Here is a 26,623-nt window from a genome sequence, read left to right as displayed (position 1 = left end):
CTGGTTCCAGCGATATCTTTCCCCATCGACAGGCCGGCCGGGACGTTTTTCATCCTGCGGCAACGCACGCACGCGCGCGCGTGCCGGAACAGCCGTCGTCTTGCGACCGCTCATGTCGCAATTCCGCGCAAACGTGTGCGGGTCATTTTGCCTTCTTTCTCCCATGCGATGCGGTCCCGATGTCGGGTTCCGGCGACCGCTCATGCGTGCGATTTACGATCCGGAATTGACAAGCGAATTAACTCTATATCGGAAATAATGATGGCGGCAAAGTGTCGCGGTAAAACGTTTGTATTCAAGTCGCAATCGTTTGCGCGAAAAAATTGTATTGATTGAATCGCCGGTTAATTTCCTGTTTGTTGAAAATGATTTGATATTGGCGTTGTCGTCGGACAACGATGGCGGCTCTGGACAATGTTTTGTCCTTTTCGAGGATGATTTGCCGGAGCCAATGCCGGCAATGGTGCGCGGGGCGGCTTTGGCTGTCGATTGAAAATATCCTTAATCTTCAATTGTTTCCAAGGAATAAAAAAGGACTGCGGATAAAAATTCCCGTATTGAAAATTGACGGGAAATAGTGTGGATCTGGAGGGGTAAATCGAACATTGTCAGATGCATTTGACAATGATTTACAGAAAACTTTCACGATTATCTCGATAATGCCGCCTCGTGACGGACGGGAGCCACCACACGCTACCGTTTGAGTCCGCCACGTCATCTATTCCATTTGCAGTCCTTTCGGGAAACGTCATGAAAAAATCCATCCTGACCGCTGTCGCACTCGCGGCCCTGTCGACCTCGGCCTTCGCAGCGGGCACCGGCACGATCAACTTCACGGGCGAGATCGTCGCGGGCGCATGCGGCATCGATTCGGGCTCGGTCAATCAGACCGTGAACCTCGGCAAGGTGCCGACCAACGTGTTCAAGCAAGCTGGCGACAAGTCCACGCCGACCAACTTCGACATCAAGCTGACCGACTGCGACACGAGCGTCGCGCAGAACGCGTACTTCACGTTCACGGGCACGTCGAGCGCGGGCCAGCCGAAGCTGCTCGCCACGATCGGTTCGGCAACCAACGTCGGCATCCGCCTGCAGGCAGCGTCGGGCGAATACCTCGACAACGGCGCCGAGCAGAAGGCACCGACCGTGCTGCAAAACGGCACGAACGTCGCACGCTTCGCGGCCATGTACGAAGCGACCGCAGCCGGCGTGACGCCGGGTACCGCCGAAGGCGTGGCGAACTTCACCGTCCGCTACCAGTAAGCCGCCGTACCGGGGAAGGGTGCGCGCACCCTTCCTCGTTCGTATTTCCTCATTTCCCCCCTTCGTTGGACTTCCGGTAGCGCCGCGTGCGAATCAGACATTCCTTCCTTTGCGTCTCCGTGCTGGTTGTCGGCAGCCAGAGCCATGCGACGGAATTCAATTCGTCGTTCCTGAGCATCGACGGCTCGAACAACGTCGATCTGTCGCAGTTCTCGCAGGCGGACTTCACGCTGCCCGGCGAGTACATGCTCGACGTACAGGTCAACGACCTGTTCTACGGGCTGCAGGCGATCGAGTTCATCGCCGTCGACGCGTCGGGGGCCGGCAAACCGTGCCTGCGCCCGGAACTCGTCGCGCAGTTCGGGCTGAAGCCGACGCTCGCGAAGGACCTGCCGCGCTTCCAGGGTGGACGTTGCGTCGATCTCGGCGCGATCGAGGGGGCGACCGTGCGCTACCTGAAAAGCGACGGGCGGCTCAAGATCACGATTCCGCAGGCTGCGCTCGAGTTCAACGATACGACCTACCTGCCGCCGGAGCGCTGGTCGGAAGGGATCCCCGGCGCGATGCTCGACTATCGCGTGATCGCGAACACGAACCGCAACTTCGGCACGGGTGGCGGGCAAACGAATTCGATCCAGGCCTACGGGACGGTTGGCGCGAACTGGGATGCATGGCGCTTTCGCGGCGACTACCAGGCGCAATCGAACGTGGGCAATACGGCCTACGCGGACCGCACGTTCCGCTTCAGCCGGCTTTATGCATTTCGCGCGCTGCCGTCGATCCAGTCGACGGTGACGTTCGGCGACGACTACCTGACGTCCGACATTTTCGATACGTTCGCGCTGACGGGCGCGTCGATCCGCAGCGACGACCGCATGCTGCCGCCTTCGCTGCGCGGTTATGCGCCGCTGATCTCGGGCGTCGCGCGCACCAACGCGACCGTGACCGTGTCCCAGGCGGGCCGCGTGTTGTACGTGACGCGCGTGTCGCCGGGCGCCTTCGCGCTGCAGAACATCAATACGAGCGTGCAGGGCACGCTCGACGTTGCAGTCGAGGAAGAGGACGGCAGCGTGCAGCGCTTCCAGGTGACGACGGCCGCCGTGCCGTTCCTCGCGCGCGCCGGGCAATTGCGCTACAAGGCCGCCGTCGGCAAGCCGCGGCTCTTTGGCGGCGCCGGCATCACGCCGTTCTTCGGCTTCGGTGAAATCGCCTACGGCCTGCCGTTCGACGTCACCGCGTATGGCGGTTTCATCGCCGCGTCGGGCTACACGTCGATCGCGCTCGGCGTGGGCCGCGACTTCGGCGCGTTCGGCGCGCTGTCGGCCGACGTCACGCATGCGCGGGCACGCCTGTGGTGGAACGGCGCGACGCGCAACGGCAACTCGTACCGCATCAACTATTCGAAGCACTTCGACGGGCTCGATGCCGACGTGCGTTTCTTCGGTTATCGCTTCTCCGAGCGCGAATACACGAACTTCGCGCAGTTCTCGGGCGACCCGACCGCGTACGGCCTCGCCAACAGCAAGCAGCGCTACTCGGCGACGCTGTCGAAGCGTTTCGGCGACACGTCGACTTATTTCTCGTACGACCAGACGACCTACTGGGAACGTGCGAACGAGCAGCGCGTCGGCCTCACGCTGACGCGCGCGTTCTCGATCGGCACGCTGCGCAACCTGAACGTGAGCGTATCGGCGTTCCGCACGCAGAGCGCCGGTGCAAGCGGCAACCAGGTCTCCGTCACCGCGACGCTGCCGATCGGCGGCCGCCACACTGTCACGTCGAACCTGACGACGGGCAGCGGCAGCACGAGCGTGAACGCCGGTTATATCTACGACGATCCGGATGGCCGCACCTACCAGGTCAACGCGGGCGCGACCGACGGACGGGCGTCGGCGAACGCGAGCTACCGCCAGCGCTCGTCGGCGTATCAGCTGACCGCGCAGGCGTCGACGCTCGCCAATGCGTATGCGGCCGCGTCGCTCGAAGTCGACGGCTCGTTTGTCGCGACGCAATACGGCGTCGCGGCGCACGCGAACGGCAACGCGGGCGACACGCGGTTGCTGGTGTCGACCGACGGTGTGCCCGACGTGCCGCTGTCCGGCACGCTCTCGCATACCGATTCGCGCGGTTATACGGTGCTCGACGGCATCTCGCCGTACAACGTCTACGACGCGACGGTCAACGTCGAGAAGCTGCCGCTCGAGGTGCAGGTGTCGAACCCGATCCAGCGCATGGTGCTGACCGACGGCGCGATCGGCTTCGTGAAGTTCTCCGCCGCGCGCGGCAGCAACCTGTACCTGACACTGACCGACCCGGTCGGCAAGCCGCTGCCGTTCGGCGCATCGGTGCAGGACATGGCGAACGGCAAGGAACTCGGCATCGTCGGCGAGGGCGGCGCGGCGTTCCTGACCCAGGTTCAACCGAAATCCACGCTGGCGGTGCGCGCGGGCGAACGCACGCTCTGCACGATCGACACGCTGCCGAACCAGCTCCAACTCGAAGGCACGCCGATTCCGGTGACGTGCCAGACGCCCGGCGAGTCGCATGCAGCGGCCGCGCGGGTCGAACGATGAATTCACGGATCCAGCGATGAAAAACTCCTTCTCCCTTTCCTTTTCGCGGCGCGCATGGTGCGTGCTCGCGACCGCCGGTGCGCTCCTCGCGGGCGCCGCGCAGGCGGCGATCGTGCCCGATCGCACGCGCGTGATCTTCAACGAAGGCGAACAGGCGGCGGTCGTCACGATCACCAACAAGAGCACGACGTATCCGTATCTCGTGCAGTCGTGGCTCGAGGACGCGAAGGGCAACAAGATCACGTCGCCGCTGATGGTCGTGCCGCCGCTGCAGCGCGTCGAGGCGAACGAGCGCAACGTGCTGCGGATCGCGAAGCTGCCGGGTACCGAGCTGCCGGCCGATCGCGAATCGGTGTTCTACCTGAACATCCGCGAAGTGCCGCCGAAGACCGATACGCCGAACACGCTGCAGATCGCGCTGCATACGCAGATGAAGCTGTTCTACCGGCCGAAGGCCGTGCAGCCCGCGCGCGACGAGGACTGGACGCTGCCGATGACGTTGCGCGTCGATGCGGCCGCGCACAAGCTCGTGTTCGACAATCCGACGCCGTATCACATCACGATCGTCGACGTGGCGTCGGGTGCGCAGAAGACGCACGTGCCGCTGGAGCCGGTGATGGTCAGCCCGATGAGCACGGCCGACGTGCCGTTCAAGGCCGCGACGCCCGCGACGCTGTTCGTCACGCACATCGACGATTACGGCGGCCAGGTGGCGGTCGAGTATGCGTGCGAGGCCGGTGCTTGCAAGAGCGTGAAGAAATGAGCGGGGGCGGACGACAGGCCCTCCGCATGTTGACGATGGCGTCGTGGCTGCGCCTGGCGATCTTCGCGGTGCTGGTCGCCGCCATGCAGCCGGCGTTTGCCGTACGCTGCGTGACCAGCAGCGGTGCGACGTCGATGACGGAATCGATCGGCGGTGTCGCCTCCTATCCGACCGACGCACCTGACGGCTACGTGATCTGGGTGTCGCCGGTTCGCACGACGACGGGGTATTGCTTCAAGGATCTGGGCGGCAAGGGCAACATCGACATCGACGATCCGATCTCCTTCTACGCGAATCCGAACAAGCAGAACCCGGCTGCCTGGGGGCTCGAAATCGGCATCCGGTACCTGGGACAGGACCACTTTGGCGCGGGGAGTCAGCCTGGCACCGGCGTGGCGACGGGCAAGACGGTACCGGCGTGCAGTGACGAAAAACTGGCATGGGGCCAATGCCCGAAGGTACCTATCGACATTTCCTATCAGGTGGTCGTCCGCAAGCGCGGCTCGTGGACGCAACCGCCGAGCGACATCTACACGGTATTCCAGTTCGACGGAGCGAAGGGGCTGAATGCGATCCACCCGAGCTTCCAGTACCGCCTGAGCGGCATGCGCAATCTCAAGCCGACACCGTGCTTCGTCGACGTGCTGGTGACGCCCGAACCGGGCATCGTCAATTTCGGGCAGGTACAGTCGGTCGGCAATGGCTTTCTACCGGCGGTGCCGCGCAAACGCTTCTCGTTGTCGCTAACCAAGAAATGCAATGTCGCGGTGAAGGTCGATGGGTACTTCGAAACGAGCTTTCCGGTTCGGAACGGTTTGCTGGTGCCCGCGTCGGACAGCAATTTCGGTATCGGCATCGAAGACAGCCAGGGTAAGGCGATTCCATTCAACGAACAGTTCACGCTCGCGCAATTCCCGTCGAACGTCATGAACCAGAGCGTATTGATGGACGCGGTGCTGAAGTCGTTCGGACCACCGAAGATCGGAAGGTTCGACGCAACGGCGACGATCCGCCTGTTTATTTACTGACGCGCGCGAGGCCCTGGCAGGGCGACGATCGAGCGCTTATTGGGGGAGATGAAAATGCATCTGAAGGGCACCATGGCAGCGACACTGTTCGTTGCTTCGACGGTGGGCGCGGCTCACGCACAGACGGTATCGGCGGGGGGTTATTCGCTGACCGTGATCGGTGACCTGGGTGGTCCGCGCGACATGCGGTACAACGGGAATGCCGTCAGCGCGGACGGCAAGACGATCATCGGTTCCTACTGGAGCGAAGCGCAGCCCGGTAACTCGATGGCCTTCTCGTGGTCGGCCGCGACGGGCTGGCAACGGCTGGCCGCGCCGGCGAACGCCTATGACTCGCTGGCACAGACGGTGTCGGGCGACGGGCAGGTGATCGGCGGCTCGATCAGTGCGCGCCAGGCGGAAAGCAGCAACGTCGATCGATGGGCGGTGCGATGGCCCGGCGACGGTCGCACACAGAAACTCGTTCCGGATACGGCGGGCCGGGACGCATCGGTCGAAGTCGCGAACCTCGCCGGCACGAGGATGACGGGCAGTTTCACGGCGACAGACGGCCGGAATGCACGGTTCATGTGGGACCAGCCGAGGGGTTTCCGCGAGTTGCCGCCGGGCGGCGACTATATCGTGCAGCTCCTGTCGATGACCTCGTCCGGGAATGCGGCAGCGGGGTTCGCCGGCAATGTCGACGGCGTGTATGGCTCGCGTGCGCTCCTTTGGACAGAACGAATCGGTGAACGACTATTGCCGACGATCAACGCGGGCGTGGCGAGAATGGATATGGCCCGCGGCGTGACCGAAGACGAACGGACGATCGCCGGCTCGCTCGGCACCCTGGTAGTCACGCCGGACGGACAACGGGTCGACTCGGAGGCCGTGCTGTGGACGAACGGCGGCGACAGCATTCAGCGGCTCGGTTTTCTCAACGGTGACGACAGCAGCTACGCGCAAGCGATCAGCACGGACGGGCGGGTCGTCATCGGCACATCGAGCAACGGGCAGACCGGTGCCGAGCGCGTCTTCGTGTGGACGCCGCAAAGCGGCATGCGCAGCCTCGTTGCGTTGCTCGAAGCGGCCGGCCTGTCGGTCGGCACGCTGAACCTGACCAACGTGATCGGTGTGAGCCCCGACGGGCAGACCATCACGGGGCAGGGCTATCGCGACGGCGATCCCGACTATCGGCCGCAGTTCTGGCAAGTGCACATCGATGCGGCGACCCTGCGTGCGTTGCAGCCGGCGAGCCCGGGCGCCGACGCATTGCGGGTGCGGGCTTCGCCGCGCAAGGCGGCGTCACGCATGCTGGCGGCGAAGCCGGACGCAGCGATGCAGCGAAGCGTGTGCCGCATGCCCGTCAGCCCGGCGCAGCTCGCGCGATGCCTGCCGCGGTTGCCGGCCGCACGCTGACGAGCGTGGTCGCACGCAGGTGAAGCGATGAAACAAGGCGCCGGTTTTCCGGCGCCTTGTTTCGTTTACCGCACCCAGCGACACATCCTGTGATGGTGATGGTCGAAGTGACACACGCGGTGCGGATGCGCTTCGGCGATGGCCGGCACGAGCACGGCGGCGGCGAGCGCCGCGACGGCGAGCGATTTCAGTAGCGTTTTCATGTTGCAGTCCTGATCGTTGAAAAGTGAATCACGGGAAGAGGGAACGCCTTACCACTGCGGCCGCTGATCGTCGCGTCGGTCGTCCCGACGGTCATCGCGTCGGTCGTCCCGGCGGTCGTCATATCCGCGGGGATGCTGCGCTTCCCAGTCGCGGCGCTCCCAGTAGCGATTGCCGTCCCAGTAACGATCGCCATGCCAGCCGATCGTGACCTGAGCCGGACCGGCAGGATAGGCGACGCACCCGGTCAGCATCACGCTCGACAGCGCGCCAGCCATGACAGCGGACAACACGATGGATTTCATGGTTTTCTCCCTTGGAAACAGCACCCCGATCGTACGAGCCCCCAAAATTTCACGTAGTAAGAAGTTGCTACCGCACATGACACGTGCAGGCGTTTTGTCAGACGCGTGAAAGATCGTGTCGGTGGGGCGCAGGCCGGTCGCGCCGTTCGGATTAGCCGATGACCACGTACCGAACCAGCCGCCGTGCGCCCCCTCCACCCGGGCAACGATTCCGCCAATTGTTCAGACAAATCCTGTCGACTGAAAGGGGCATTCAGTAATCAGATTGAGAATGATTTGCGTTTACGTTAAATTGCGCTATCTCGGAATTTGACGGAGCAGATCGATGGCGATGGCGGAAGTGCTCGACCGACCGGCGGCGGCAGCGGCGAACCCGTTCCTCGGCAGTCATCCCGACCGGCCGCCGCGTGCGCGCCGCGCCACGGAGCCCCGTGTGCAAGGCGCGTTGCTCGACGTGCTGATCTCGCATCGCGCGATGCTCGTGAACGTTGCGCGCGGCTTCGTCGGCTGTGCGAGCCGTGCCGAGGACGTCGTGCACGACGTGTTCGTGAAGCTCGTCGAATTCCCGAACCAGGATGCGGTGCGCCAGCCGGTCGCGTACGTGACGCGGATGGTGCGCAATGCGTCGATCGACGCGTGCCGCCGGCAAAACCTCGAGAACGTCTATCACACGGAAGAGGACGACGGCTTCGACGTGCCGTCGCCCGAGCCGACGCCGGAAGCCGCACTGCTGACGCGCGATACGCTGCGGCGCGTGTGGGCCGCGCTCGACGACCTGCCGGCGCGCAGCCGCGCAGCCTTCGAGATGGTGCGGCTGCGCGAGGAGACGCTGCAGACCGCGGCGCGCGCGCTGAACGTGTCGCAGACGCTTGTGCATTTCATGGTGCGCGACGCGGAGCGCCACTGCGCGGAATGCCTCGACGCATGCCATCGCGGTGTCGCGTGCCCGGTGTTCCTGGGCGGCCGCACGCGGCGCCGGTAAGCGCGGGTAAAAAAACGCGCCGGCCAATCGTCTATCAGACAGGAGCGGCCGAAACCGCCGCTTTGCCATCCGCTTTGCCACTTTCAACCGCCTCAGCGATTTCCGATCATGACGCAAGCCACGACGCCTTCCGCCGACACCGACGATCTCGTCTATACGGTCGTCATCAATGACGAAGAACAGTATTCGATCTGGCCGACGTTCCGGCCCGTGCCGGCCGGCTGGCGCGAAGTGGGCGTGAGCGGCCCGAAAGCCGACTGTCTCGCGCACATCGAGACCGTCTGGACCGACATGCGCCCCGCAAGCCTGCGCCGCGCGATGGACGGCGAGCGCGCATCGCGCGCGTCGTGACCCGCCGCGCCGCGTGGGCGGCGCGCTACCTGAAGAGGACGTTGCATGACCCTGCTTTCGTTGCCGACGCTCGACGACCTGCGTATCGAGCCGGGGCTGCCCACCGTCGTGTCGCCGCGCGGCAGCGACGGGATGTCGATCGACGACGTCGCGCCGCTGACGCGCGAGATCGCGGCCGATACGCTCGAACGGGCGGGCGGTGTGCTGTTCACGGGTTTTCACGTGCCGTCGATCGACGCGTTCCAGCAGTTCGCGGCGTCGTTCGGCGATCCGCTGATCGGCTATGAATACGCATCGACACCGCGCAGCCAGGTCGAGGGCGCCGTCTACACGTCGACCGAGTACCCGCCGCACCGCGCGATTCCGCTGCACAACGAGCAGTCGTATACGCGCGAATGGCCGCTGCGGATCTGGTTCCACTGCGCGCTCGCCGCGCCGAAGGGCGGGGCGACGCCGATCGCGGACAGCCGCGCGGTGTATCGCGCGCTCGATCCGGCGCTCGTCGCGCGTTTCGAGAAGCGCGAGCTGCTGTACGTGCGCAATTTCGGGCAGGGGCTCGACCTGCCGTGGCAGCAGTCGTTCGGCACCGACGAACCGGCCGAGGTCGAACGGATGTGCGCGGCGCGCGGCATCGAATGCGCGTGGCGCACCGATGACGACGGCGAGCTGCTGCTGCGCACGCGTGAACGCTGCCAGGCCGTCGCGCGCCATCCGCGCACCGGCGACCGCGTGTGGTTCAACCAGGCGAACCTGTTTCACCTGTCGGCGCTCGACGACGACATGCAGGAAGCGCTCGTCGACGCGGTCGGGCTCGAGAACGTGCCGCGCAACGTGTATTACGGCGACGGCGAACCGCTCGAAGCCGACGCGCTCGCGGAGATCCGCGGCGTGCTCGACCAGCAGCGCATCGTGTTCCCGTGGCGCACGGGTGACGTGCTGATGCTCGACAACATGCTGACCGCGCATGCGCGCGACCCGTTCGAGGGGCCGCGCAAGGTCGTCGTCGCGATGGCGCAGAGTTATACGGTCCCGCGCGACCGAACGGAGGATTGATGACGCGTAGTACCGCCGCGCTTGCCGCGCGCGGGCTGTCGGTGGGATATCGCGACCATGTCGTGATCGACGGGCTGGACCTGTCGATCGCGGCCGGCCGCGTAACCGCGCTGTGCGGGCCGAACGGCTGCGGCAAGAGCACGCTGCTGCGCACGCTCGCGGGCCTGCAGCCCGCGCGTGCCGGCCATGTCGAAGTGAACGGGCAGCCGCTCGCGTCGTTTCGCCGTCGCGCGCTCGCGCGCGAACTGACGATGCTCGCGCAGTTCAACCAGATCCCGTCGGGCCTGACGGTGCGCGAACTCGTCGCGTACGGGCGCTATGCGTACGGCGGCTTCCTGCGCGGCCTGTCTCGCGCCGACCACGCGGCAATCGACGAGGCGCTCGACACGAGCGGCCTCGCCGGCGATGCGGAGCGCGACGTCGGTGCACTGTCGGGCGGCGAGCGCCAGCGTGCGTGGATTGCGATGGCGCTCGCCCAGCAGGCGCCGATCGTGCTGCTGGACGAACCGACGACCTATCTCGACATCCATCATCAGCTCGACATCCTCGATGCGCTGCGCACGCTGAACCGCACGCGCGGGCTGACGATCGTCTGGGTGCTGCACGACCTGAACCAGGCGGCCGCATACAGCGACGAAATCGTGCTGATGCGCGCGGGCCGCCTCGTCGCGCAGGGCACGCCCGACGCGATGCTCGATCCGGCGCGGCTGCGCGCGGCGTTCGGCGTCGAGATGCTGAAGCTCGCGCATCCGCAGACGGGCGCACCGATGTGCGTGCCGGCCTACGGGCCGACAACCGACGGCGCGCCGCAGGCGGCCGGTGTCTTCGACCGGGATCTCGCCGTATGACCACGTTCGCGATGCGCAAGCGCCTCGCGGCGGCGGGGAGGGGCACGACATCGGGCCGGGCCGGTGCGATCGCGATCGGCCTCGTCGCGCTGATCGCGGCACTGGCGGCGTTGCGCGTCGCCCCCGATCTGCGCGTGTGGTGGAGCGCGGTGCCCGGCAGCGATGCCGCTGCGCTTGCGCACGTGTTCCTGTTCGACCTCAACCTGCCGCGCGTCGCGGCCGCGCTCGTCGCGGGCGGGTGCCTCGGCATCGCGGGCGCGCTGTTCCAGTCGCTCACGCGCAATCCGCTCGCGTCGCCTGATTTGCTCGGCGTGACGGGCGGCGCCCAGCTCGGCCTGCTCGCGGCGATGCTCGTGCCGGCGCTGGCCGGCGTCGCGTCGGTGCCGCTGCTGTTCGTGTGCGGGCTGGCCGCGGCCGCCTGCGCGATCGTCGCGGCCGGCGGCTGGCGCGCGACGCCGTTGCGTCTCGTGCTCGCGGGCAGCGTGTGTATGCTGCTGTTCGCCGCGCTGTCGACGCTCGTGCTCGCCTTCTTCGAGCAGAACATCGCGGGCGCCGCGCTGTGGACCAACGGCAGCCTGTACCAGCCGGGCGCGACGGGCCTCGCGCTCGCCGCGCGCTGGCTCGTCGTGCCGCTGATCGCATTGCCGTTCGTGATCCGGCCGCTGAATCCGCTCACGCTCGGCGACGACGCGGCGGCCGCGGCCGGCGTGCGCGTCGACGCGACGCGGCTCGCCGCGACGATCGTCGCGGTCGCGTTCACGAGCGTGGCCGTCAGTATCGCGGGCCCGCTGTCGTATGTCGGCCTCGTCGCCCCGAACCTGTTGCGCCAGGTGCGCGGCGCGCGCGCCGCGCGGCTCGGCGTGCTCGTGCCGCTGTCGGCGCTCGCGGGCGGTGCGCTCGTGCTCGTCACCGACAGCGCGGTGCTCGCGTCGGGGCTCGACGCCACGCTGTCGACCGGCGTCGCGATCGCGCTGGTCGGCACGCCGCTGATGCTGGCGATGATCCGGCGCGGCGCCGCGTGGTCGGGCGTGCTGCATGCGGATGCCGAACGCGCGGCGGGCGGCGGCGCGACGCGGCTCGTCGGCTGGCTCGAACGGCTCGGCTGGCCGCTGCGCACGGCGCTGTTCGTCGTGGCAGGGGTGCTGGCCGTGTTCGTCGGCGTGTCGGCCGGCCCCGAGTGGCTGTCGATCGCGCGCTGGTCCGCTGCGCTGTCCGGCCACGATGCGCTCGCGCGGATGCTGATCGACCTGCGCATGCCGCGGCTGCTGTGCGCGCTCCTCGCGGGCGCGCTGCTCGCGGTGAGCGGGGTCGCGATGCAAAGCGTCGTGCGCAATCCGCTCGCGGGCCCCGAAGTGCTCGGCGTCACGCAGGGTGCGGGGCTCGTCACGCTGTTCGCGTTGTCGACGTGGCCGCTGATGGGCCACGCGACGCTCGCGGCGGCTGCGCTGATCGGCGGCGGGCTGTCGCTCGCGATCACGCTCGCGCTGAATCACCGGCATCGCTATGCGCCACTCGCGGTGGCGCTGACGGGCATCGTGATCGGCGCGTTGTGGACCACGCTCGCGCAATGGCTGATCACGCAGGAAAGCGTGCAGCCCGCGCGCTTCGTCGTGTGGCTCGTCGGCGGGACTTACGGCCGCAGCTGGGGCGAGGTGTCGATGCTGCTGCCGTGGTGCGTGCTCGCGGTGCCCGTGTTCGCGTGGCTCGCGAAACCGCTCGACATGCTCGCGCTCGGCGACGACCAGGCGGCCGCGCTCGGCCTGCCGGTGGCTGTGCTGCGGCCGCTCGCGCTGACGATCGCGACGCTCGCCGCCTGTGCGGCCGTCGCGGCGGTCGGGCCGGTCGGCTTCATCGGGTTGATGGCGCCGCACGTCGCGACGATGCTCGGCGCGCGCCGGCACCGTACGCGGCTGTGGCTCGCGGCCGCGTGCGGCGCGCTGATCCTCGGTGTGGCGGACCTCGCGGCGCGCACGGTCGTCGCGCCGCGCGAAGTGCCGGCCGGCGTGCTGACCGCGCTGATCGGCGCGCCGTACCTGCTCGGGCTCCTGATCCTCGAGGGGCGCCGCGCCCGGCGCGCGGGGCGATGACGCTGCCGCTCGACGGCGCGCGCGCCACGCGTTTTTCGGCGTTCGCGCCCGAACCGTTCGCCGACCATCTCGACGTCGTCTGGCTCGGTTTGCCTGACGACGCGCACGCGCCGGGCCGCCTCGTCGTGCCGGTCAGCGCGTTGCCCGCGCACCGCGACATCGTGCTCGACGCGATGGTCCGCCATTACGGCGGCGATCCGGCGCAGCACGCGCGCGCGCTGATGTCGCAATGGAGCAAATACTATTTCGGCCGCGCGGCGCCGGCCGGCGTCGTCGCCGCGCTGACGCTCGGCCGGCCGCTCGACATGACACCCGAGCGCACGTTCGTCGCGCTCGACGACGGGATGCCCGCCGCGCTGTATTTCACGCACGATGCGCTCGGCGAACCCTGCGACGACCCGGCGCCACGCTACGCGGGGCTCGTCGCGCATCTCGGCGCGGTGATCGACCTGCTCGCCGCGATGGGGCGCGTCACGCCGCGCGTGCTGTGGAGCAACGCGGGCAACCTGCTCGACTATCTGCTCGATACGTATCGTGCGCTGCCATGCGCGGCCGATCCGGTGCGCGACGCGGGCTGGCTGTTCGGTGCGACGTGCTTTGCGTGCGAACCGAATCCGTTGCGCATGCCCGTGCGCGATGCGGTGCCGCGTTCGGCGCTGCTGCCCACGCCGTTCCGCGCGCGACGCGTGTGCTGCCTGCGCTATGAAATTCCTGGAGAAACGCAACTGTGTGGAAGCTGCCCCCTGCTACTGACGATGGACGACGCGGCGCTGGCCGAGCAGGACGCGATCCGGTGACGGATGCCGGCCGCCGGCACGCACTCGGCGCGATCGGCGCACTCGCGGCGCTCGGCGCCGCGTGTTGCGGCGCGCTGTCGGCCTCGTCCGGCGCCGTTGCCGCGGCCCTCGATGCACGTCGCGCGCAGGGCGCGCCGGGTGCGGTATCGCTGGCCGGCAATCCCGTCGTGTCGCAGGCGAGCGCGACGATGCCGGTGCGGCCGCAGCGCGTGGTCGCGCTCGACTTCATGTTCGCGGAAAGCGTGATCGCGCTCGATCTCGTGCCGGTCGGGATGGCCGATACGGCGTTCTATCCGGGCTGGCTCGGTTATCAAAGCGACCGGCTCGCCAACGTGACCGACATCGGTTCGCGCCAGGAGCCGGGCCTCGAGGCGATTGCGGCGGTCAAGCCCGATCTCATCATCGGCGTCGGCTTTCGTCATGCGCCGATTTTCGATGCGCTCGACCGGATCGCGCCGACGATCCTGTTCCAGTTCAGCCCGAACGTGTCGGACGGCGGCGTGCCGGTGACGCAGCTCGACTGGATGCGGCAGATCTTCCGGACGATCGGTGCGGTCACGGGGCGCGACGCGCGCGCACAGGCGGTCGATGCGCAGCTCGATGCGGGCATCGCGCGCAATGCGGCGCGGCTCGCGGCCGCGGGCAGGAAAGGCGAGCGCATCGCGCTGCTGCAGGATCTCGGCTTGCCCGACCGCTACTGGGCCTATACGGGCAACAGCACGTCGGCGGGCCTCGCGCGGGCGCTCGGGCTCGATCCGTGGCCGAAGAAACCGACGCGGGAAGGCACGCTGTACGTGACGTCGGCCGATCTGCTCAGGCAGCGCGAGCTGGCCGTGCTGTTCGTGACCGCATCGGGCATGGACGTGCCGCTGTCCGCGAAACTCGATTCGCCGGTGTGGCGTTTCGTTCCCGCGATGAAGGAACGCCGGATCGCGCTGATTGAACGCAATATCTGGGGGTTCGGCGGGCCGATGTCGGCACTGAAACTGGCCGACGTGATGACCGACACGATGCTGAAGCTGCCGGCCGTGCGTTGAGTGTGCGGCGGTCGATTGCCGCCCGGGCGGGCAGGGTGTGGCGGTAGCCCCGACTCGCGCTGGACGGCTGGGGCATTGCGACGATCGCGCCGCGCGCCACCCACATTTCCTTCCGAAACGAATTTCGCCGGTGCGCTGCCATTGCAGCCCACCGGCGATTTTTTCATCGGCTGCCGGATTACGCGCTCAGCGCGTCGACGCCGTCCTGCGCGCGTGACCGCGCGGGCATCGTGTCGCTGACGATACGTCCGTTGTCGAGCTTCAACAAGCGGTCGGCGAGATCGAAGTAGCGGTCGTCGTGCGTGATCACGATCACGGCCTTGCCGCGCGCGCGCAGCTCGGGCAGCAGTTGTTCGTAGAACACGGCCTTGAACGACGGATCCTGGTCGGCCGCCCATTCGTCGAACAGGTAGAACGGCCGGTCCTCCAGGTACGCGACGACGAGGGCGAGCCGCTTGCGCTGCCCGGTCGACAGCGCGCGGGTCGAGAACGCGCCGTCGACCACCTTCACCTTGTGATCGAGCGCGAGCTTCGCGACGAGCGCGTTCGCGCGCGCATCGGCCTGCGCGCGGGACGGATCGTCGGGATCGACGATGCCGAGCAGCGCATCGAACAGGTGGAAATCGTTGAACACCGCGCTGAAGCGCTGCCGATAGGCGGCGCGCTCGCGCCAGCCGATCGGGCGGCCGTCGACCTCGATCGTGCCTTCCTCCGGTTCGTAAAGCCCCGTCAGCACCTTCGCGAGCGTCGTCTTGCCGCTGCCGTTGCCGCCGACGATGAACACGAGCTCGCCCGGCCTGATCGTCAGGTCGATCGGCCCGACGCTGAACATCCGTTCGTCGCGTTCGTGGAAGTACGCATGCGTGACGCCGCGCAGCGTGACGGCGCCGGCCGGCGGCACGTCGGGTGCGTCGGCCGCGGGCGGCACCGTGCGCAGCGCGCCGAATTCGGCCATCACGCCTTCGATCCGCGTCAGCGACACGCGTGCCGCGTTGACGGTCGGCAGGTTGTTCAGCAGCCCGTCGAGCGGCACGAGCATGAACAGGAACACGACGACGTAGCCGGCGGCCGCGGCCGGATCGGCATGCACGCCGAGCTGCGGCCAGAACGACGCGACGCCGAGGAACGCATAGAACAGGAAGATGATCCAGCCGACGCCGACCGCGTAAGCGCTGAATGCGCGGCGGCGGTGGTCGCGCACTTCGCCGATCGCGGCGCCGAGCTGGCCGTCGACGAACTGTCTTGCGCGTTCATCGTGCAGCTTCAGCTCCTTCGCGCCGGAAAACAGCGAGCCGAGATAGCCGAACAGGCGGTCCTGCGCCTGACCGGCCGCCTCGAGCGACGCGATCGCGCGGCGATCGCCGGTGTGATAGCCGAGCGAGCCGGCGACGATCGCGGCCAGCGCCAGCAGGCACACCGGCCATGACAGCCACGCGAGATAACCGAGGCAGCCGAACACGATCGAGCCGTGCATGACCAGGTTCGGCAGTGCGAAGAACAGCATCGACACGTTGGTCGCGTCGTCGGTCAGTACCGACTGCACGGGCGCCGCGCCGATCCGCTCGATGTCGCGCAGCTCGGCCGCGCCGACGCGCCGCGCGAGATGCACGCGCAGCCGCGCCATCGTGTCCTGCGACAGGCGCGCGAACAGCGTGCCCGACACGATCCGGGTGACGAGTGCGATCACCGCGCACAGCGCGAAGCGCCATGCGAGCGACGCGTCGGCCGCGCCCGGCTGCGACAGCGCGCGGTTCAGCGTCGCGACGAGCAGCACGCTCGCGACGCCGTTCAGCACGCACGCGGTGAGCGCCAGCGCGAGCGACGCGCGGCTTTCGCGCAGCAGCGCGAGGATCAGCCGCGCCGCGGGGCGGGCGGGGGAGGCGTCGAGGGACGGCGGGGAAGAAGGCTCGTGGGCAGCGGTCATCGGCAACGTCGGTAAAGGGAAGGCAGGCGAAAACGCCAGAACGGCAAAACTGGCGCGAAAGCGGCGGGCGAGGCGGGGCCCCGTTGCGGCTTTCCTCCCTGATAGACGAACGGGCCGCGCAAATATTTAGCCGCGCGTTCAAAAAAAGCGTCCGCCCGCACTTTGCGCACAAAACGGTAAAAAATCGGCCGCGCCGTTCGTCACACCAGTGAAGCCGCCCCAAGCGGCCCCGAGACTTGGCCGAAGCGGCCGGACCGAAGGACTTCACGCACATGACGAGTTTCCCGACTGCGCTGCATCACCGAATCCGCGAACTGGCGCGCATCGCGCCCGACGCACCCGCAATCGCGGCACCTTTCCAGAACGGCTTGCGCCTGTCGCGCGGCGCGCTCGACGCGCGGGCGTCGCGGCTGGCCCGGCAACTGCGCGCGGCCGGTGTCGGCGCGGAAGTGCGGGTGGGCGTGTGCGTCGAGCGTTCGTGCGAACTGTTCGTCGCGCTGCTGGCCGTGCTGAAGGCGGGCGGCGTGTTCGTGCCGCTCGACCCGCGCCATCCGGCCGCGCGCCTCGACTGGATCGTCCGGGATGCCCAGCTGCGGCACGGCATCGTCGACGCGGCCGGCCGCGCGGCGCTCGGCGCGCCGTTCGAGCACGCGTTCGACGCGGCAGCCGATGCGGCGGACGGCCAGGAGGTCACCCAGGATGACGAGGCGGCGCCCGTCCACCCGCGTGCGGCCGCCTACATGATCTACACGTCGGGTTCGACCGGCACGCCGAAGGCGGTCGTCGTCGAGCACGGGCCGCTCGCCGCGCACTGCGACGCGCTCGCGGCCGCGCTGCCGATCGAGGCCGGCGACCGCCTGCTGCATTTCGCGTCGGTCAATTTCGACGCCGCGCACGAGTGCTGGCTCGCGCCGCTCGCGACCGGCGCGAGCATCGTCGTCGCACCGCCGCAGCCGTTCGCGCCGGATGCCGCGCATGCGCTGATGGTGAGCGAAGCGGTCAACGTGGCGGCGTTCCCGCCCGCGTACCTGCGCGAATTCGCCGCGGTGGCCGCGCGCGACGGCGTGCCGCCGGCGCTACGCGTGCTCGCGTTCGGCGGCGAAGCGCTGCCGCAGCAGGCGTTCGAGTTCGTGCGCCGCACCTTCCCGTCGGTCCGCCTGATCAACGGTTACGGGCCGACCGAGGCCGTGATTTCGCCGATGCTGTGGCCGGTCGAACCGGGCGAGACGCCCGCGCTGGCCGCCGACGATGCTTATGCGTCGTTGCCGATCGGCCGCGTGATCGGCCCGCGCGTCGCGCGCGTTGACGGTGGCGAGGGCGGCGAGGGCGACGGTGTGGGCGAATTGCTGCTGGGCGGCGCCTGCGTCGCGCGCGGCTATCACGGCCGCCCGGCGCTGACGGCCGAACGTTTCATTCCGGATGCCGACGGCGAACCCGGTGCGCGCGTGTACCGTACCGGCGACCTCGCACGGCTGCGCGACGACGGCGCATTCGACTATATCGGCCGCCTCGACGACCAGGTCCAGGTACGCGGCGTGCGTGTGGAGCCGGCCGAAATCGCCGCGTGCCTGCGCTCGCATCCGGCCGTGGCCGATGCGGCCGTGGTCGCCGAAACCGGCAACGGGCCGACGCGCCTGATCGCGTGCGTCGCACTGCGCGCGGCGGCCGACGATGCGGCGCTCAAGGCGCACGTGGCCGAGCAACTGCCGGCGGCATGGCAGCCGCACCGGTTCGTGCGTTGCGATGCGCTGCCGTATACGTTGAACGGCAAGATCGACCGTGCCGCGCTGCGCGAGAAGATTGTCGCCGCGCGCGACACGACGCAGGGTGGCGGCGACGCACCGCGCACGCCGACCGAACAGCAGCTCGCCGGCCTCTGGCAGGCGCTGCTCGGCCTCGATGCCGCACCGTCGCGCGACGACCGCTTTTTCGCGCTGGGCGCCGATTCGCTCGCCGCGATGCAGTTGCAGGCCGCGATCCGTGCCGCGGTACGCGTGAACCTGCGGCTCGATACGCTGTTCGCCGATCCGGCGCTCGCCGAACTGGCCGAAGCGGTCGATCGTGCGGAACGCGAAACCGGCGAACCGCTGGCCACGATCGCCGCGCGCCGTTCGACGACGGATGCGGCCGATGCCGCCGCGGCATGCGCGCCGTACGTCGATCGCGCCGCCTCGCTCGCGCAGCAACGTTTCTGGGTGCTCGCGCAAACGCGTGACGCGAGCGCCGCCTATCACATCGCCGCGCACTGGACGATCGACGGCACGCTCGATCGCGACGCGCTGCAACGCGCGCTCGATCACGTGATCGGCCGGCACGAGGCATGGCGCACGACGCTCGTCGACAACGACGACGGCGTGGTGATGCAGCGGATTCATGCGCATCTGCCGGTGTCGATCGCCGACGTCGACCTGCGCGACCAGCCGCCCGCCGCCCGCGACGCGCAAGCCGCGCGTCTTGCCGAGCGCGAGGCGGCCGAACCGTTCGACCTCGCGCGCGGCCCGCTGCTGCGCGCGACGCTGGTCGCGCTCGCGGGCGACCGTCACCGCCTGCTGCTGACCGCCCATCACGCCATCACCGACGGCTGGAGCTCGCGCTGCGCGTTCGACGAACTGTCGGCCGCCTATCGCGCGTATGCGGAAGGCCGCGCGCCGTCGCTGCCCGATCTGCCGATCCAGTACGCCGACTATGCGGACTGGCAACGCGACATGCTGGCCGGCGGCGAGGGTGAACGTCAGCTCGATTACTGGCGCGACGCATTGCGCGACGTGCCGGGCCCGCTCGCGCTGCCGGTCGACCGCCAGCCGGGCGCGGCGCGCACGCTGCAAGGCGCGCGCGTGTCGGTGCGGCTGCCCGACGCGGTCGCGGCCGATGTGCGGCAACTCGCGCGCGACGCGCAGGCGACCGTCTTCACGGTGCTGCTGGCCGCGCTCGACGCATGGCTGTCGCGCCTGACCGGCGCAACGGATGTCGTGGTCGCGGTACCGGTCGCGCATCGTCAGCGCCCCGAAACGCGTGCGCTGCTGGGCCTGTTCCTGAATACGGTCGCGCTGCGCGTGCGGGTGGCGCCGACGCTGCCGTTCCGCGCGCTCGTCGATGCGGCGCGCACGGCGGCGCTCGACGCGGTCGCCCACCAGGACGTGCCGTTCGAGCGTGTCGTCGATGCGGTGAAGCCGCCGGTCAAGCGCGGCGACGAATGGCTGCGCGTGAAATTCGCGCAGCAGTTCGACGCGCGGCACGACAGCGTGCTGCCGGGCGCGACGGCCGTTGCGACGCCGGGCCCCGATCTCGCCGCACGCTTCGATTTCGCGGTGGATTTCACCGACGATGCGAACGGCATCGAACTGGTCGCGGCCTATGCGACCGACTGCATCGATGCGGACACCGCGCGCGCGTGGCTCCACAGCTACGCGGCGCTCGTCGGTGCCGCCGCGCGCGATCCGCACCAGACGACGGCCGTCCTGCCGTGCGACGCGTCGGCCGCTGCGCGCCAGCCGCGCGACGGCCGTGCGCTGCGCATCGAACATGCCGACATCGTCGCCGCGTTCGCGCGGCAGGCGGCCGCGTATCCGCATCGCGTCGCGCTTGCCGATGCGTCGGCGTCGCTGACGTTCGGCGAACTCGACGACGCATCGAACCGCCTCGCACGCGCGCTGTCCGGGCGAGGCGTGGGCGCCGAAGCGCCGGTGATCGTCTGCATCGAACGCTCCGCACGCTTCGTCGTCGGCCTGCTCGGCGCGCTGAAGGCCGGCGCGCTCGCCGTGCTGCTCGATCCCGCGCAGCCGGCCGCCCGGCTGGCCGCGGCGGCAGCCGACTGCGGCGCGCGCTGGGCGCTCGTCGCGGATACCGCGGCGTGGCCGGCCGGCATCGACGCGCAGCCGCTCGACGTCGACACGCTCGCGCAGGACGCAACGCTCGCGGCCGGCGTGCGCGTCGCGCCGCACCCGGAACAGGGCGCATACCTGATCTATACGTCGGGCTCGACCGGCACGCCGAAGGGCGTCGTCGTGTCGCACGGCGCGCTGGCCGACTACGTGCAGGGGATGCTCGACGAACTCGCGTTCGCACCGGACGCATCGTTCGCGATGGTATCGACCGTCGCGGCCGACCTCGGTCACACGACGCTGTTCGGCGCGTTGTGCGCGGGCCGCACGCTGCACCTGCTGCCGGCCGCGTGCGCGTTCGATCCGGACCTGTTCGCCGACGAGATGCGCCGCCGTGACGTCGGCGTGCTGAAGATCGTGCCGAGCCACCTGCAGGCGCTGCTCGACGCGCGCGTGCCGGCCGACGTGCTGCCGCGCCATGCGCTCGTGACCGGCGGCGAAACGCTGACGTGGGCGCTCGTCGCGCGCCTGGCCGCGCTTGCGCCGGCCTGTCGCGTGATCAACCACTACGGGCCGACCGAGGCGACGGTCGGTGCGATCGCGTGCGATACGGCGTCGATCCCCGCCGATGCGCGCGATCCCGCGAGCGGCGTGCCGCTCGGCCTGCCGTTGCCCAATGCGCGCGCGCTGGTGCTCGACGCGTTCGGCGCGTGCGTGCCGGCCGGCGCGACGGGCGAGCTGTATCTGGGCGGGCCGGGCGTCGCGCGCGGCTACCTGGGGCGCCCGGCGCAGACCGCCGAGCGCTTCGTGCCCGATCCGTTTACGCCCGGTGCGCGGCTGTATCGCACGGGCGACCGCGTCCGGTTGCGCGCCGACGGCCGTCTCGCGTTCCTCGGCCGCATCGACGACCAGGTGAAGATTCGGGGCTACCGTGTCGAACCGGGCGAGGTGAGTGCGGCCGTGCGTGCGGCCGGGCCGGTCGCGCAGGCCGAAACGCTCGCGATCGAACACGATGGCCGCCTGCGGCTCGCGACGTTCGTCGTGATGCGCGACGGCGCGACCTTCGACGAGGCCGCCGTGCGCGCGGCGCTTGCCGCGAAGCTGCCCGACTACATGGTGCCCGCGCAGTTCGTCGCGCTCGCACGCCTTCCCGTGACCGCGAACGGCAAGATCGATCGTGCCGCGTTGCGTGAACAGGCGGCCGCGCCGGTCGCGACGGCGCCCGGGAATGCGCCGCAGGGCGCGGTCGAAACGATGCTCGCCGAAGTCTGGCAGGCCGTGCTGAAGGCGCCGCAGGTCGGCCGCGACGACAACTTCTTCGAACTCGGCGGCGATTCGATCCTCGTGCTGCAGGTGATCGCCCGTGCGCGCAAGCGTGGCGTGCGCTTCACGCCGAAGCAGCTGTTCGACGGCCCGACGGTCGCCGAACTCGCACGCATCGCGAAGACGGAGGACGTGGCTGTCGCCGCCGCCGTCGCGCGGCCTGCTGCCGGATCTGCTGCCGGCGCACCGGTGACGGCGCAGGTCCTGACGCCCGCGCAGCAGCGCTTCTTCGCGCTCGACATCCCGCGCCCGGGCCACTGGAACCAGTCGGTCGCATTCGACGTGCGCGGGCCGTTCGACGCCGATGCTTTCGCGCGCGCCTTCGACGCATTGCTGACGCATCACGACGCATTCCGCCAGCGTTTCGCACGCGGCGCGGACGGCACGTGGCACGCCAGCGATGCCGCGAAACCGTACGACGCGCTGCCGTTCGTCGAAGTCGCCGCACATGACGAAGCCGACGCGCTCACGCGCTTCGACGCGTTGCAGCGCCGCCTCGACCTCGGTCGCGGGCCGCTGGCCTGCGCATGCGCGGCTCGCTTGCCGGACGGCTCGACGCAGCTCTATCTGGCGATTCACCATGCGATCGTCGACGGCGTGTCGTGGCGCATCCTGCTCGACGACCTGGACTCGGCCTACCGCGCGGCATGCGAGCGCACGCCCATCCGGCTGTCGCAGCCGGGCCTGCGCGCGGATGCCTGGGCGTCGCGGCTGGTCCGTGCGGCGACGGAACCGGCATCGCCGTTCGCGGCCGAGGCGACGTACTGGGCCGGCATGGCGCAGGGTGACGACGTCGTGCCCGACCATCCCGACGCGACGGCGACGAACGCCGATGCAGCCGTCGTCGTGCAGACGATCGACGCGGCATTGACCCGCGCGGCGCTGACCGATGCGCATGCCGCCTATCGCACGCAGACGATCGAATTGCTCGGTGCCGCGCTCGCAATGGCGCTGGCCGGCGCGAGCGGCGCCGCCTCGTGCCGTATCGAACTGGAAGGGCATGGCCGCGAGGCGCTGTTCGACGATGCCGATGCGAGCCGCACGATCGGCTGGCTGACGAGCCACTACCCGGTGACGCTGCCGGTCGCGGCCACCGCGCGCGACACGCTGTGCGCGGTCAAGGACACGTTGCGCGCCGTGCCGCACAAGGGGCTCGGCTTCGGCGTGCTCGCGCACTACGGCGATGCGGCGACGCGCGCGGTGCTGGCCGCCGTGCCGCGTCCGCGCGTCACGTTCAATTATCTCGGCCAGTTCGACGCACCGCGCGATGCCGTGCTCGTGCCGCGCTTCGGCGGCACCGGCGTCGAGCGCGATCCGCAAGGTCCGCTCGGCAATGCGCTCGCGATCCACGCGTACCTCGATACGGATCGCGACGGCGCACGCACGCTGAAAGTGCACTGGGTCTACGGTGCGCCGCAATTCGAGCGCACGACGATCGACGCATGTGCCGAACGCTTCGCGGCGGCGCTGCGCGAGCTCGTCGATGCGTGTGCGTCACGCGTCGCGCATCGCGGCGCCGGCGCGACGCCGGGCGATTTCCCGCTCGCGCAGGCCGCCGGTCTCACGCAGGCCGCGATCGAACGCACGCCGCTCGACTGGCGCACGATCGACGACGTCTATCCGCTGTCGCCGATGCAGCAGGGCATCCTGTTCCATGCGCTGTTCGCACCCGGTCACGCCAGCTACGTGAACCAGCTCGTCGCGACCGCGGCCGCGCTCGATGCCGACCGGCTCGTCGCCGCGTTCGAAGCGTCCGTCGCGCGCCACGACATCCTGCGCACGAGCGTGATGCCGGACGAAGCCGCGCCGCTGCAGTGCGTGCATCGCCATGCCCGGATGCCGGTCGAACAGCTCGACTGGCGCACGCGCGGCGACACGCTCGACGCCGATTTCGACGCATGGCTCGCGGCCGATCGCGCACGCGGCTTCGACTGGCGCGAGCCGCCGTTGATGCGCGTCACGCTGATCCGCGTGACCGACGACGCATGGCGCATCGTGTGGACGCGTCACCACGTGCTGCTCGACGGCTGGAGCACCGCGCGCCTGCTGGCGGACGTGCTGCGCGACTATCGCGACCCGGACGCCGTATCGCCGTTCGCGAGCCGCCCGGCACTCCGGTATCGCGACTTCATCGCCTGGCTCGGCACGCGCGACCGCGACGCCGACGAACGCTTCTGGACCGAACGCCTCGCACGGCTCGACGCCCCGACGCTGATCGCGGACCGCACGGCCGACCGCGCGGATGCCGACATGGTCACGTGGCGCGCGACGCTCGATGCCGACGCGATGACGCGTGTCGCGCAGACGGCACGGGCGCTGAAGCTGACCGTCAACACGCTGGTGCAGGGCGCGTGGGCGCTCGCGCTGCAACGGATGACGCACCAGCCGGCCGTCGCGTTCGGCGCGACCGTCGCGGGCCGCCCCGACGCACTCGCGGACGTCGATTCGGTGCTCGGCCTCTTCATCAACACGGTGCCGGTGATCACCGCGCCGGCGCCGCAGCAACGCGCGGCCGACTGGCTGCAGGCCCTGCAACGCGACAACGCGGCGGCCGCCGAGCACGCGCATACGCCGCTTGCCGACATCCAGCGCTGGGCGCGCGGCGCGGGAGGCGCACTGTTCGACACGCTGGTCGTGTTCGAGAACTACCCGGTCGACGACACGGCGCGCGACGCCGATCCGCGCGCGCTGGTTTTGAGCGGCGTGCGCAGCATCGAAGCCACCGATTTCGCGCTGACGCTCGTGATCGAGAGCGGCGCCGGGCTGACGATCGACTACGGCTACGACACCGCGCGCGTCGATGCGCGGCAGGTCGAAACCTGGCACCGCGCGTTCGCCTGCGCACTCGATGCGCTGGCCCGCACGCCGGATGCGCTGCTCGGCACACTGTCGATCGCCGACGACGCCACCCGCGACGCACTGGCGCGGGCGCAGGACACCGCGCGCACATGGCCGGCTTCGCAACGGCAGCCGCTGCACCTGCAATTCGCCGATGCGGCGCGGGCGACGCCCGACGCGATCGCGCTCGAATACGCGGACGTTCACGGCGGCGTGCATCGCGCGACCTATCGCGAGCTCGACGTCGGTACGTCGCGCATCGCGGCCGCGCTGTGCCGGCGCGGCGTGCGGCCCGATACGCCGGTCGCGCTGTGCGTCGAGCGTTCGTTCGACATGGTGATGGCGCTGGTCGGCGTGCTGAAGGCCGGCGCGGCCTACCTGCCGGTCGATCCCGACTATCCGGCCGAACGCATCGCGTATCTGCTGCGCGACGCGCGGCCGGCCGTCGCGATCACCCAGGCCCATCTGCGCGAGCAGGTCGAGGCGGCGCTGGGCGACGGTGCAACGACGCAACTGCTGACGGTCGCGGACCTGCTGGCCGATGAAACCGTCGACGAAACCGTCGACGAAACGGTCGACGAAACGGTCGACGAAACGGTCGACGAAACGGTCGACGACAACGCCGGCGTGACCGCCGAGGTCGACGACGCACAGCTTGCCTACCTGATCTACACGTCCGGCTCGACCGGCAAGCCGAAGGGCGCCGGCAACACGCACGGCGCGCTCGCGAACCGGATCGCGTGGATGCAGCACGCGTACCGGCTGACGCGCGACGACGTCGTGCTGCACAAGACGCCGTTCGGCTTCGACGTGTCGGTGTGGGAATTCGTGTGGCCGCTGGCGATCGGCGCGAAGCTCGCGATCGCCGCGCCCGGCGACCATCGCGATCCGGCGCGTCTCGCGGCCGCGATCCATGCGCACGGCGTGACGGTGCTGCACTTCGTGCCGTTGATGCTCGCCGCGTTCGCCGCGCATCTCGACGATTTCGCGGCCGCCGCGCAATGCGACAGCGTGCGCCTGATCGTCGCGAGCGGCGAGGCGCTCGCGCCCGAACTCGTCGAGAAAATGGCGCGGCTGCTGCCGCACGCGACGCTCGTCAACCTGTACGGGCCGACCGAGGCCGCGATCGACGTGTCGCACTGGACGTGCGGCCCCGACGACGCGCAGGCGGTCGCGGTGCCGATCGGCCATCCGATCGCGAACCTGCAATTGCACGTGCTCGATGCCGCATGGCAGCCGGTGCCGGCCGGCGCGACCGGCGAACTGTATCTCGCGGGCGCGGGCCTCGCGCGCGGCTATCTCGGCCGTCCGGCGCTGACCGCCGAGCGCTTCGTGCCCGATCCGTTCGTCCCGGGCGCGCGCATGTACCGCACGGGCGACCTCGCGCGACGGCGTGCGGACGGTGCGCTCGACTACCTCGGCCGCGTCGATACGCAGGTCAAGCTGCGCGGCCAGCGGATCGAGCCGGGCGAGATCGAGGCGCTGCTGCGCGCGGCGCCCGGCGTGAACGATGCGGTCGTGATCGTGCGCGACGAGCAACTGGTCGGTTATGTCGCGCGCGGCGATGCGGCTCCGCTCGACCGGGCGGCGCTGCTCGACTCGCTGCGCGCGCAACTGCCGGCCTACATGGTGCCGTCGCAGCTGGTCGAACTCGACACGTTGCCCGTCACGCCGAACGGCAAGTGCGACCGCCATGCGCTTCCCGCGCCGGTACGCGAGACGGCGGCCGAAGCGGCACTCGCGACCGACACGGAGCGCGCGCTCGCCGTGATCTGGCAACGCGTGCTGCACGTGGACGCGATCGGCCGCGACGGCGACTTCTTCCTGCTCGGCGGCCATTCGCTGCTCGCGACGCAGGCCCATGCGCAGGCGAACCTGCACTGGGGGCTCGCGTTGCCGCTGCGCACGCTGTTCGACACGCGCACGCTGGCGCGTTGCGCGGAAGCGATCGATGCGGCCTGCGCGGCACGCGGCGCGACCGATGCGGCGAGCGCGATCGACGCGCTGCTCGGCGAACTGGAAACCCAATAA

General features: G+C 69.3%; 17 protein-coding genes. 14 read left to right on the top strand and 3 right to left on the bottom strand.

All coding sequences use genetic code 11. From position 1 onward, the window contains the following. Window positions 1–310: 310 nt before the first annotated feature. The 6 genes from ABIC51_RS09235 to ABIC51_RS09210 all read left to right on the top strand — a co-directional run bounded on the left by ABIC51_RS09235 (window position 311) and on the right by ABIC51_RS09210 (window position 7,025). A complete protein-coding gene (locus ABIC51_RS09235) occupies window positions 311–493 on the top strand; it encodes a hypothetical protein (protein WP_226129097.1) in 183 nt (60 codons plus the stop codon). Window positions 494–750: 257 nt separating this feature from the next. After that, the gene (locus ABIC51_RS09230; protein ID WP_027787455.1) at window positions 751–1,263 is read left to right on the top strand and encodes a fimbrial protein; all 513 of its coding nucleotides are present in this window, start codon (window positions 751–753) and stop codon (window positions 1,261–1,263) included. 86 nt (window positions 1,264–1,349) lie between these two features. Continuing rightward, the gene (locus ABIC51_RS09225) at window positions 1,350–3,836 is read left to right on the top strand and encodes a fimbria/pilus outer membrane usher protein (protein ID WP_481193270.1); all 2,487 of its coding nucleotides are present in this window, start codon (window positions 1,350–1,352) and stop codon (window positions 3,834–3,836) included. Window positions 3,837–3,852: 16 nt separating this feature from the next. Then, complete coding sequence (locus tag ABIC51_RS09220) at window positions 3,853–4,599, top strand: fimbrial biogenesis chaperone (RefSeq protein WP_175899841.1); 747 nt, start codon at window positions 3,853–3,855, stop codon at window positions 4,597–4,599. Continuing rightward, window positions 4,596–5,627: a fimbrial protein gene (locus ABIC51_RS09215; protein WP_059484556.1), complete on the top strand. Its 1,032-nt coding sequence runs from the start codon at window positions 4,596–4,598 to the stop codon at window positions 5,625–5,627. The genes ABIC51_RS09220 and ABIC51_RS09215 overlap by 4 nt, the downstream gene beginning before the upstream one ends. Window positions 5,628–5,699: 72 nt before the next feature. Then, complete coding sequence (locus ABIC51_RS09210; protein ID WP_226129095.1) at window positions 5,700–7,025, top strand: calcium-binding protein; 1,326 nt, start codon at window positions 5,700–5,702, stop codon at window positions 7,023–7,025. 65 nt (window positions 7,026–7,090) lie between these two features. Here the strand turns inward: ABIC51_RS09210 and ABIC51_RS09205 are convergent, their stop codons facing one another. Together ABIC51_RS09205 and ABIC51_RS09200 are read right to left on the bottom strand one after the other, a co-directional pair. Then, window positions 7,091–7,228, bottom strand: coding sequence for an HHHH-motif protein (locus ABIC51_RS09205; RefSeq protein WP_021163599.1), 138 nt, complete (start codon window positions 7,226–7,228; stop codon window positions 7,091–7,093). 48 nt (window positions 7,229–7,276) lie between these two features. Next, on the bottom strand, window positions 7,277–7,531 hold the full coding sequence (locus ABIC51_RS09200; protein WP_021163600.1) for a hypothetical protein: 255 nt from the start codon (window positions 7,529–7,531) through the stop codon (window positions 7,277–7,279). A gap of 325 nt (window positions 7,532–7,856) precedes the next feature. Here ABIC51_RS09200 and ABIC51_RS09195 point away from each other — a divergent pair, with 325 nt between their 5' ends. The 7 genes from ABIC51_RS09195 to ABIC51_RS09165 all read left to right on the top strand — a co-directional run bounded on the left by ABIC51_RS09195 (window position 7,857) and on the right by ABIC51_RS09165 (window position 14,686). Continuing rightward, window positions 7,857–8,513, top strand: coding sequence for an RNA polymerase factor sigma-70 (locus ABIC51_RS09195; protein ID WP_146254042.1), 657 nt, complete (start codon window positions 7,857–7,859; stop codon window positions 8,511–8,513). A 108-nt stretch (window positions 8,514–8,621) separates the two neighbouring features. Then, complete coding sequence (locus ABIC51_RS09190; protein ID WP_021163602.1) at window positions 8,622–8,864, top strand: MbtH family protein; 243 nt, start codon at window positions 8,622–8,624, stop codon at window positions 8,862–8,864. 45 nt (window positions 8,865–8,909) lie between these two features. Continuing rightward, window positions 8,910–9,917, top strand: coding sequence for a TauD/TfdA family dioxygenase (locus ABIC51_RS09185; RefSeq protein WP_226129093.1), 1,008 nt, complete (start codon window positions 8,910–8,912; stop codon window positions 9,915–9,917). Then, window positions 9,917–10,765 (top strand): ABC transporter ATP-binding protein, encoded by an 849-nt coding sequence (locus tag ABIC51_RS09180; RefSeq protein WP_027787448.1) that lies wholly within the window; start codon window positions 9,917–9,919, stop codon window positions 10,763–10,765. Before ABIC51_RS09185 ends, ABIC51_RS09180 begins: the two co-directional genes overlap by 1 nt. Further along, window positions 10,762–12,852 carry a Fe(3+)-hydroxamate ABC transporter permease FhuB gene (fhuB, locus tag ABIC51_RS09175; protein ID WP_226129091.1) on the top strand — a complete coding sequence of 697 codons (2,091 nt, stop codon included), beginning with the start codon at window positions 10,762–10,764 and terminating at the stop codon, window positions 12,850–12,852. The genes ABIC51_RS09180 and fhuB overlap by 4 nt, the downstream gene beginning before the upstream one ends. Beyond that, window positions 12,849–13,649 carry a siderophore-iron reductase FhuF gene (fhuF, locus tag ABIC51_RS09170; protein ID WP_060358149.1) on the top strand — a complete coding sequence of 267 codons (801 nt, stop codon included), beginning with the start codon at window positions 12,849–12,851 and terminating at the stop codon, window positions 13,647–13,649. The genes fhuB and fhuF overlap by 4 nt, the downstream gene beginning before the upstream one ends. Next, a complete protein-coding gene (locus ABIC51_RS09165; protein ID WP_175899831.1) occupies window positions 13,646–14,686 on the top strand; it encodes an ABC transporter substrate-binding protein in 1,041 nt (346 codons plus the stop codon). The genes fhuF and ABIC51_RS09165 overlap by 4 nt, the downstream gene beginning before the upstream one ends. Before the next feature lie 178 nt (window positions 14,687–14,864). On the opposite strand, the gene ABIC51_RS09160 is transcribed toward ABIC51_RS09165, so the two are convergent. Further along, window positions 14,865–16,610 (bottom strand): cyclic peptide export ABC transporter, encoded by a 1,746-nt coding sequence (locus ABIC51_RS09160; protein WP_060205557.1) that lies wholly within the window; start codon window positions 16,608–16,610, stop codon window positions 14,865–14,867. A 272-nt stretch (window positions 16,611–16,882) separates the two neighbouring features. Here ABIC51_RS09160 and ABIC51_RS09155 point away from each other — a divergent pair, with 272 nt between their 5' ends. Beyond that, window positions 16,883–26,623: a non-ribosomal peptide synthetase gene (locus tag ABIC51_RS09155; protein WP_354006418.1), complete on the top strand. Its 9,741-nt coding sequence runs from the start codon at window positions 16,883–16,885 to the stop codon at window positions 26,621–26,623.

The organism is Burkholderia sp. 572, assembly GCF_040545135.1.
Lineage (GTDB): Bacteria > Pseudomonadota > Gammaproteobacteria > Burkholderiales > Burkholderiaceae > Burkholderia > Burkholderia cepacia.
The sequence above is the reverse complement of the archived record's forward strand: the minus strand, read 5'-3'. Positions and strand labels throughout refer to the sequence as shown.

What these genes read in the sequence shown, in the direction of transcription:
- ABIC51_RS09200 (WP_021163600.1), bottom strand. Translation starts at nt 7,531, where the DNA reads ATGAAATCCATCGTGTTGTCCGCTGTCATGGCTGGCGCGCTGTCGAGC.
- ABIC51_RS09155 (WP_354006418.1), top strand. Translation starts at nt 16,883, where the DNA reads ATGACGAGTTTCCCGACTGCGCTGCATCACCGAATCCGCGAACTGGCG.
- fhuB (WP_226129091.1), top strand. Translation starts at nt 10,762, where the DNA reads ATGACCACGTTCGCGATGCGCAAGCGCCTCGCGGCGGCGGGGAGGGGC.
- ABIC51_RS09210 (WP_226129095.1), top strand. Translation starts at nt 5,700, where the DNA reads ATGGCAGCGACACTGTTCGTTGCTTCGACGGTGGGCGCGGCTCACGCA.
- fhuF (WP_060358149.1), top strand. Translation starts at nt 12,849, where the DNA reads ATGACGCTGCCGCTCGACGGCGCGCGCGCCACGCGTTTTTCGGCGTTC.
- ABIC51_RS09160 (WP_060205557.1), bottom strand. Translation starts at nt 16,610, where the DNA reads ATGACCGCTGCCCACGAGCCTTCTTCCCCGCCGTCCCTCGACGCCTCC.
- ABIC51_RS09205 (WP_021163599.1), bottom strand. Translation starts at nt 7,228, where the DNA reads ATGAAAACGCTACTGAAATCGCTCGCCGTCGCGGCGCTCGCCGCCGCC.
- ABIC51_RS09180 (WP_027787448.1), top strand. Translation starts at nt 9,917, where the DNA reads ATGACGCGTAGTACCGCCGCGCTTGCCGCGCGCGGGCTGTCGGTGGGA.
- ABIC51_RS09185 (WP_226129093.1), top strand. Translation starts at nt 8,910, where the DNA reads ATGACCCTGCTTTCGTTGCCGACGCTCGACGACCTGCGTATCGAGCCG.
- ABIC51_RS09220 (WP_175899841.1), top strand. Translation starts at nt 3,853, where the DNA reads ATGAAAAACTCCTTCTCCCTTTCCTTTTCGCGGCGCGCATGGTGCGTG.
- ABIC51_RS09215 (WP_059484556.1), top strand. Translation starts at nt 4,596, where the DNA reads ATGAGCGGGGGCGGACGACAGGCCCTCCGCATGTTGACGATGGCGTCG.
- ABIC51_RS09195 (WP_146254042.1), top strand. Translation starts at nt 7,857, where the DNA reads ATGGCGATGGCGGAAGTGCTCGACCGACCGGCGGCGGCAGCGGCGAAC.
- ABIC51_RS09230 (WP_027787455.1), top strand. Translation starts at nt 751, where the DNA reads ATGAAAAAATCCATCCTGACCGCTGTCGCACTCGCGGCCCTGTCGACC.
- ABIC51_RS09190 (WP_021163602.1), top strand. Translation starts at nt 8,622, where the DNA reads ATGACGCAAGCCACGACGCCTTCCGCCGACACCGACGATCTCGTCTAT.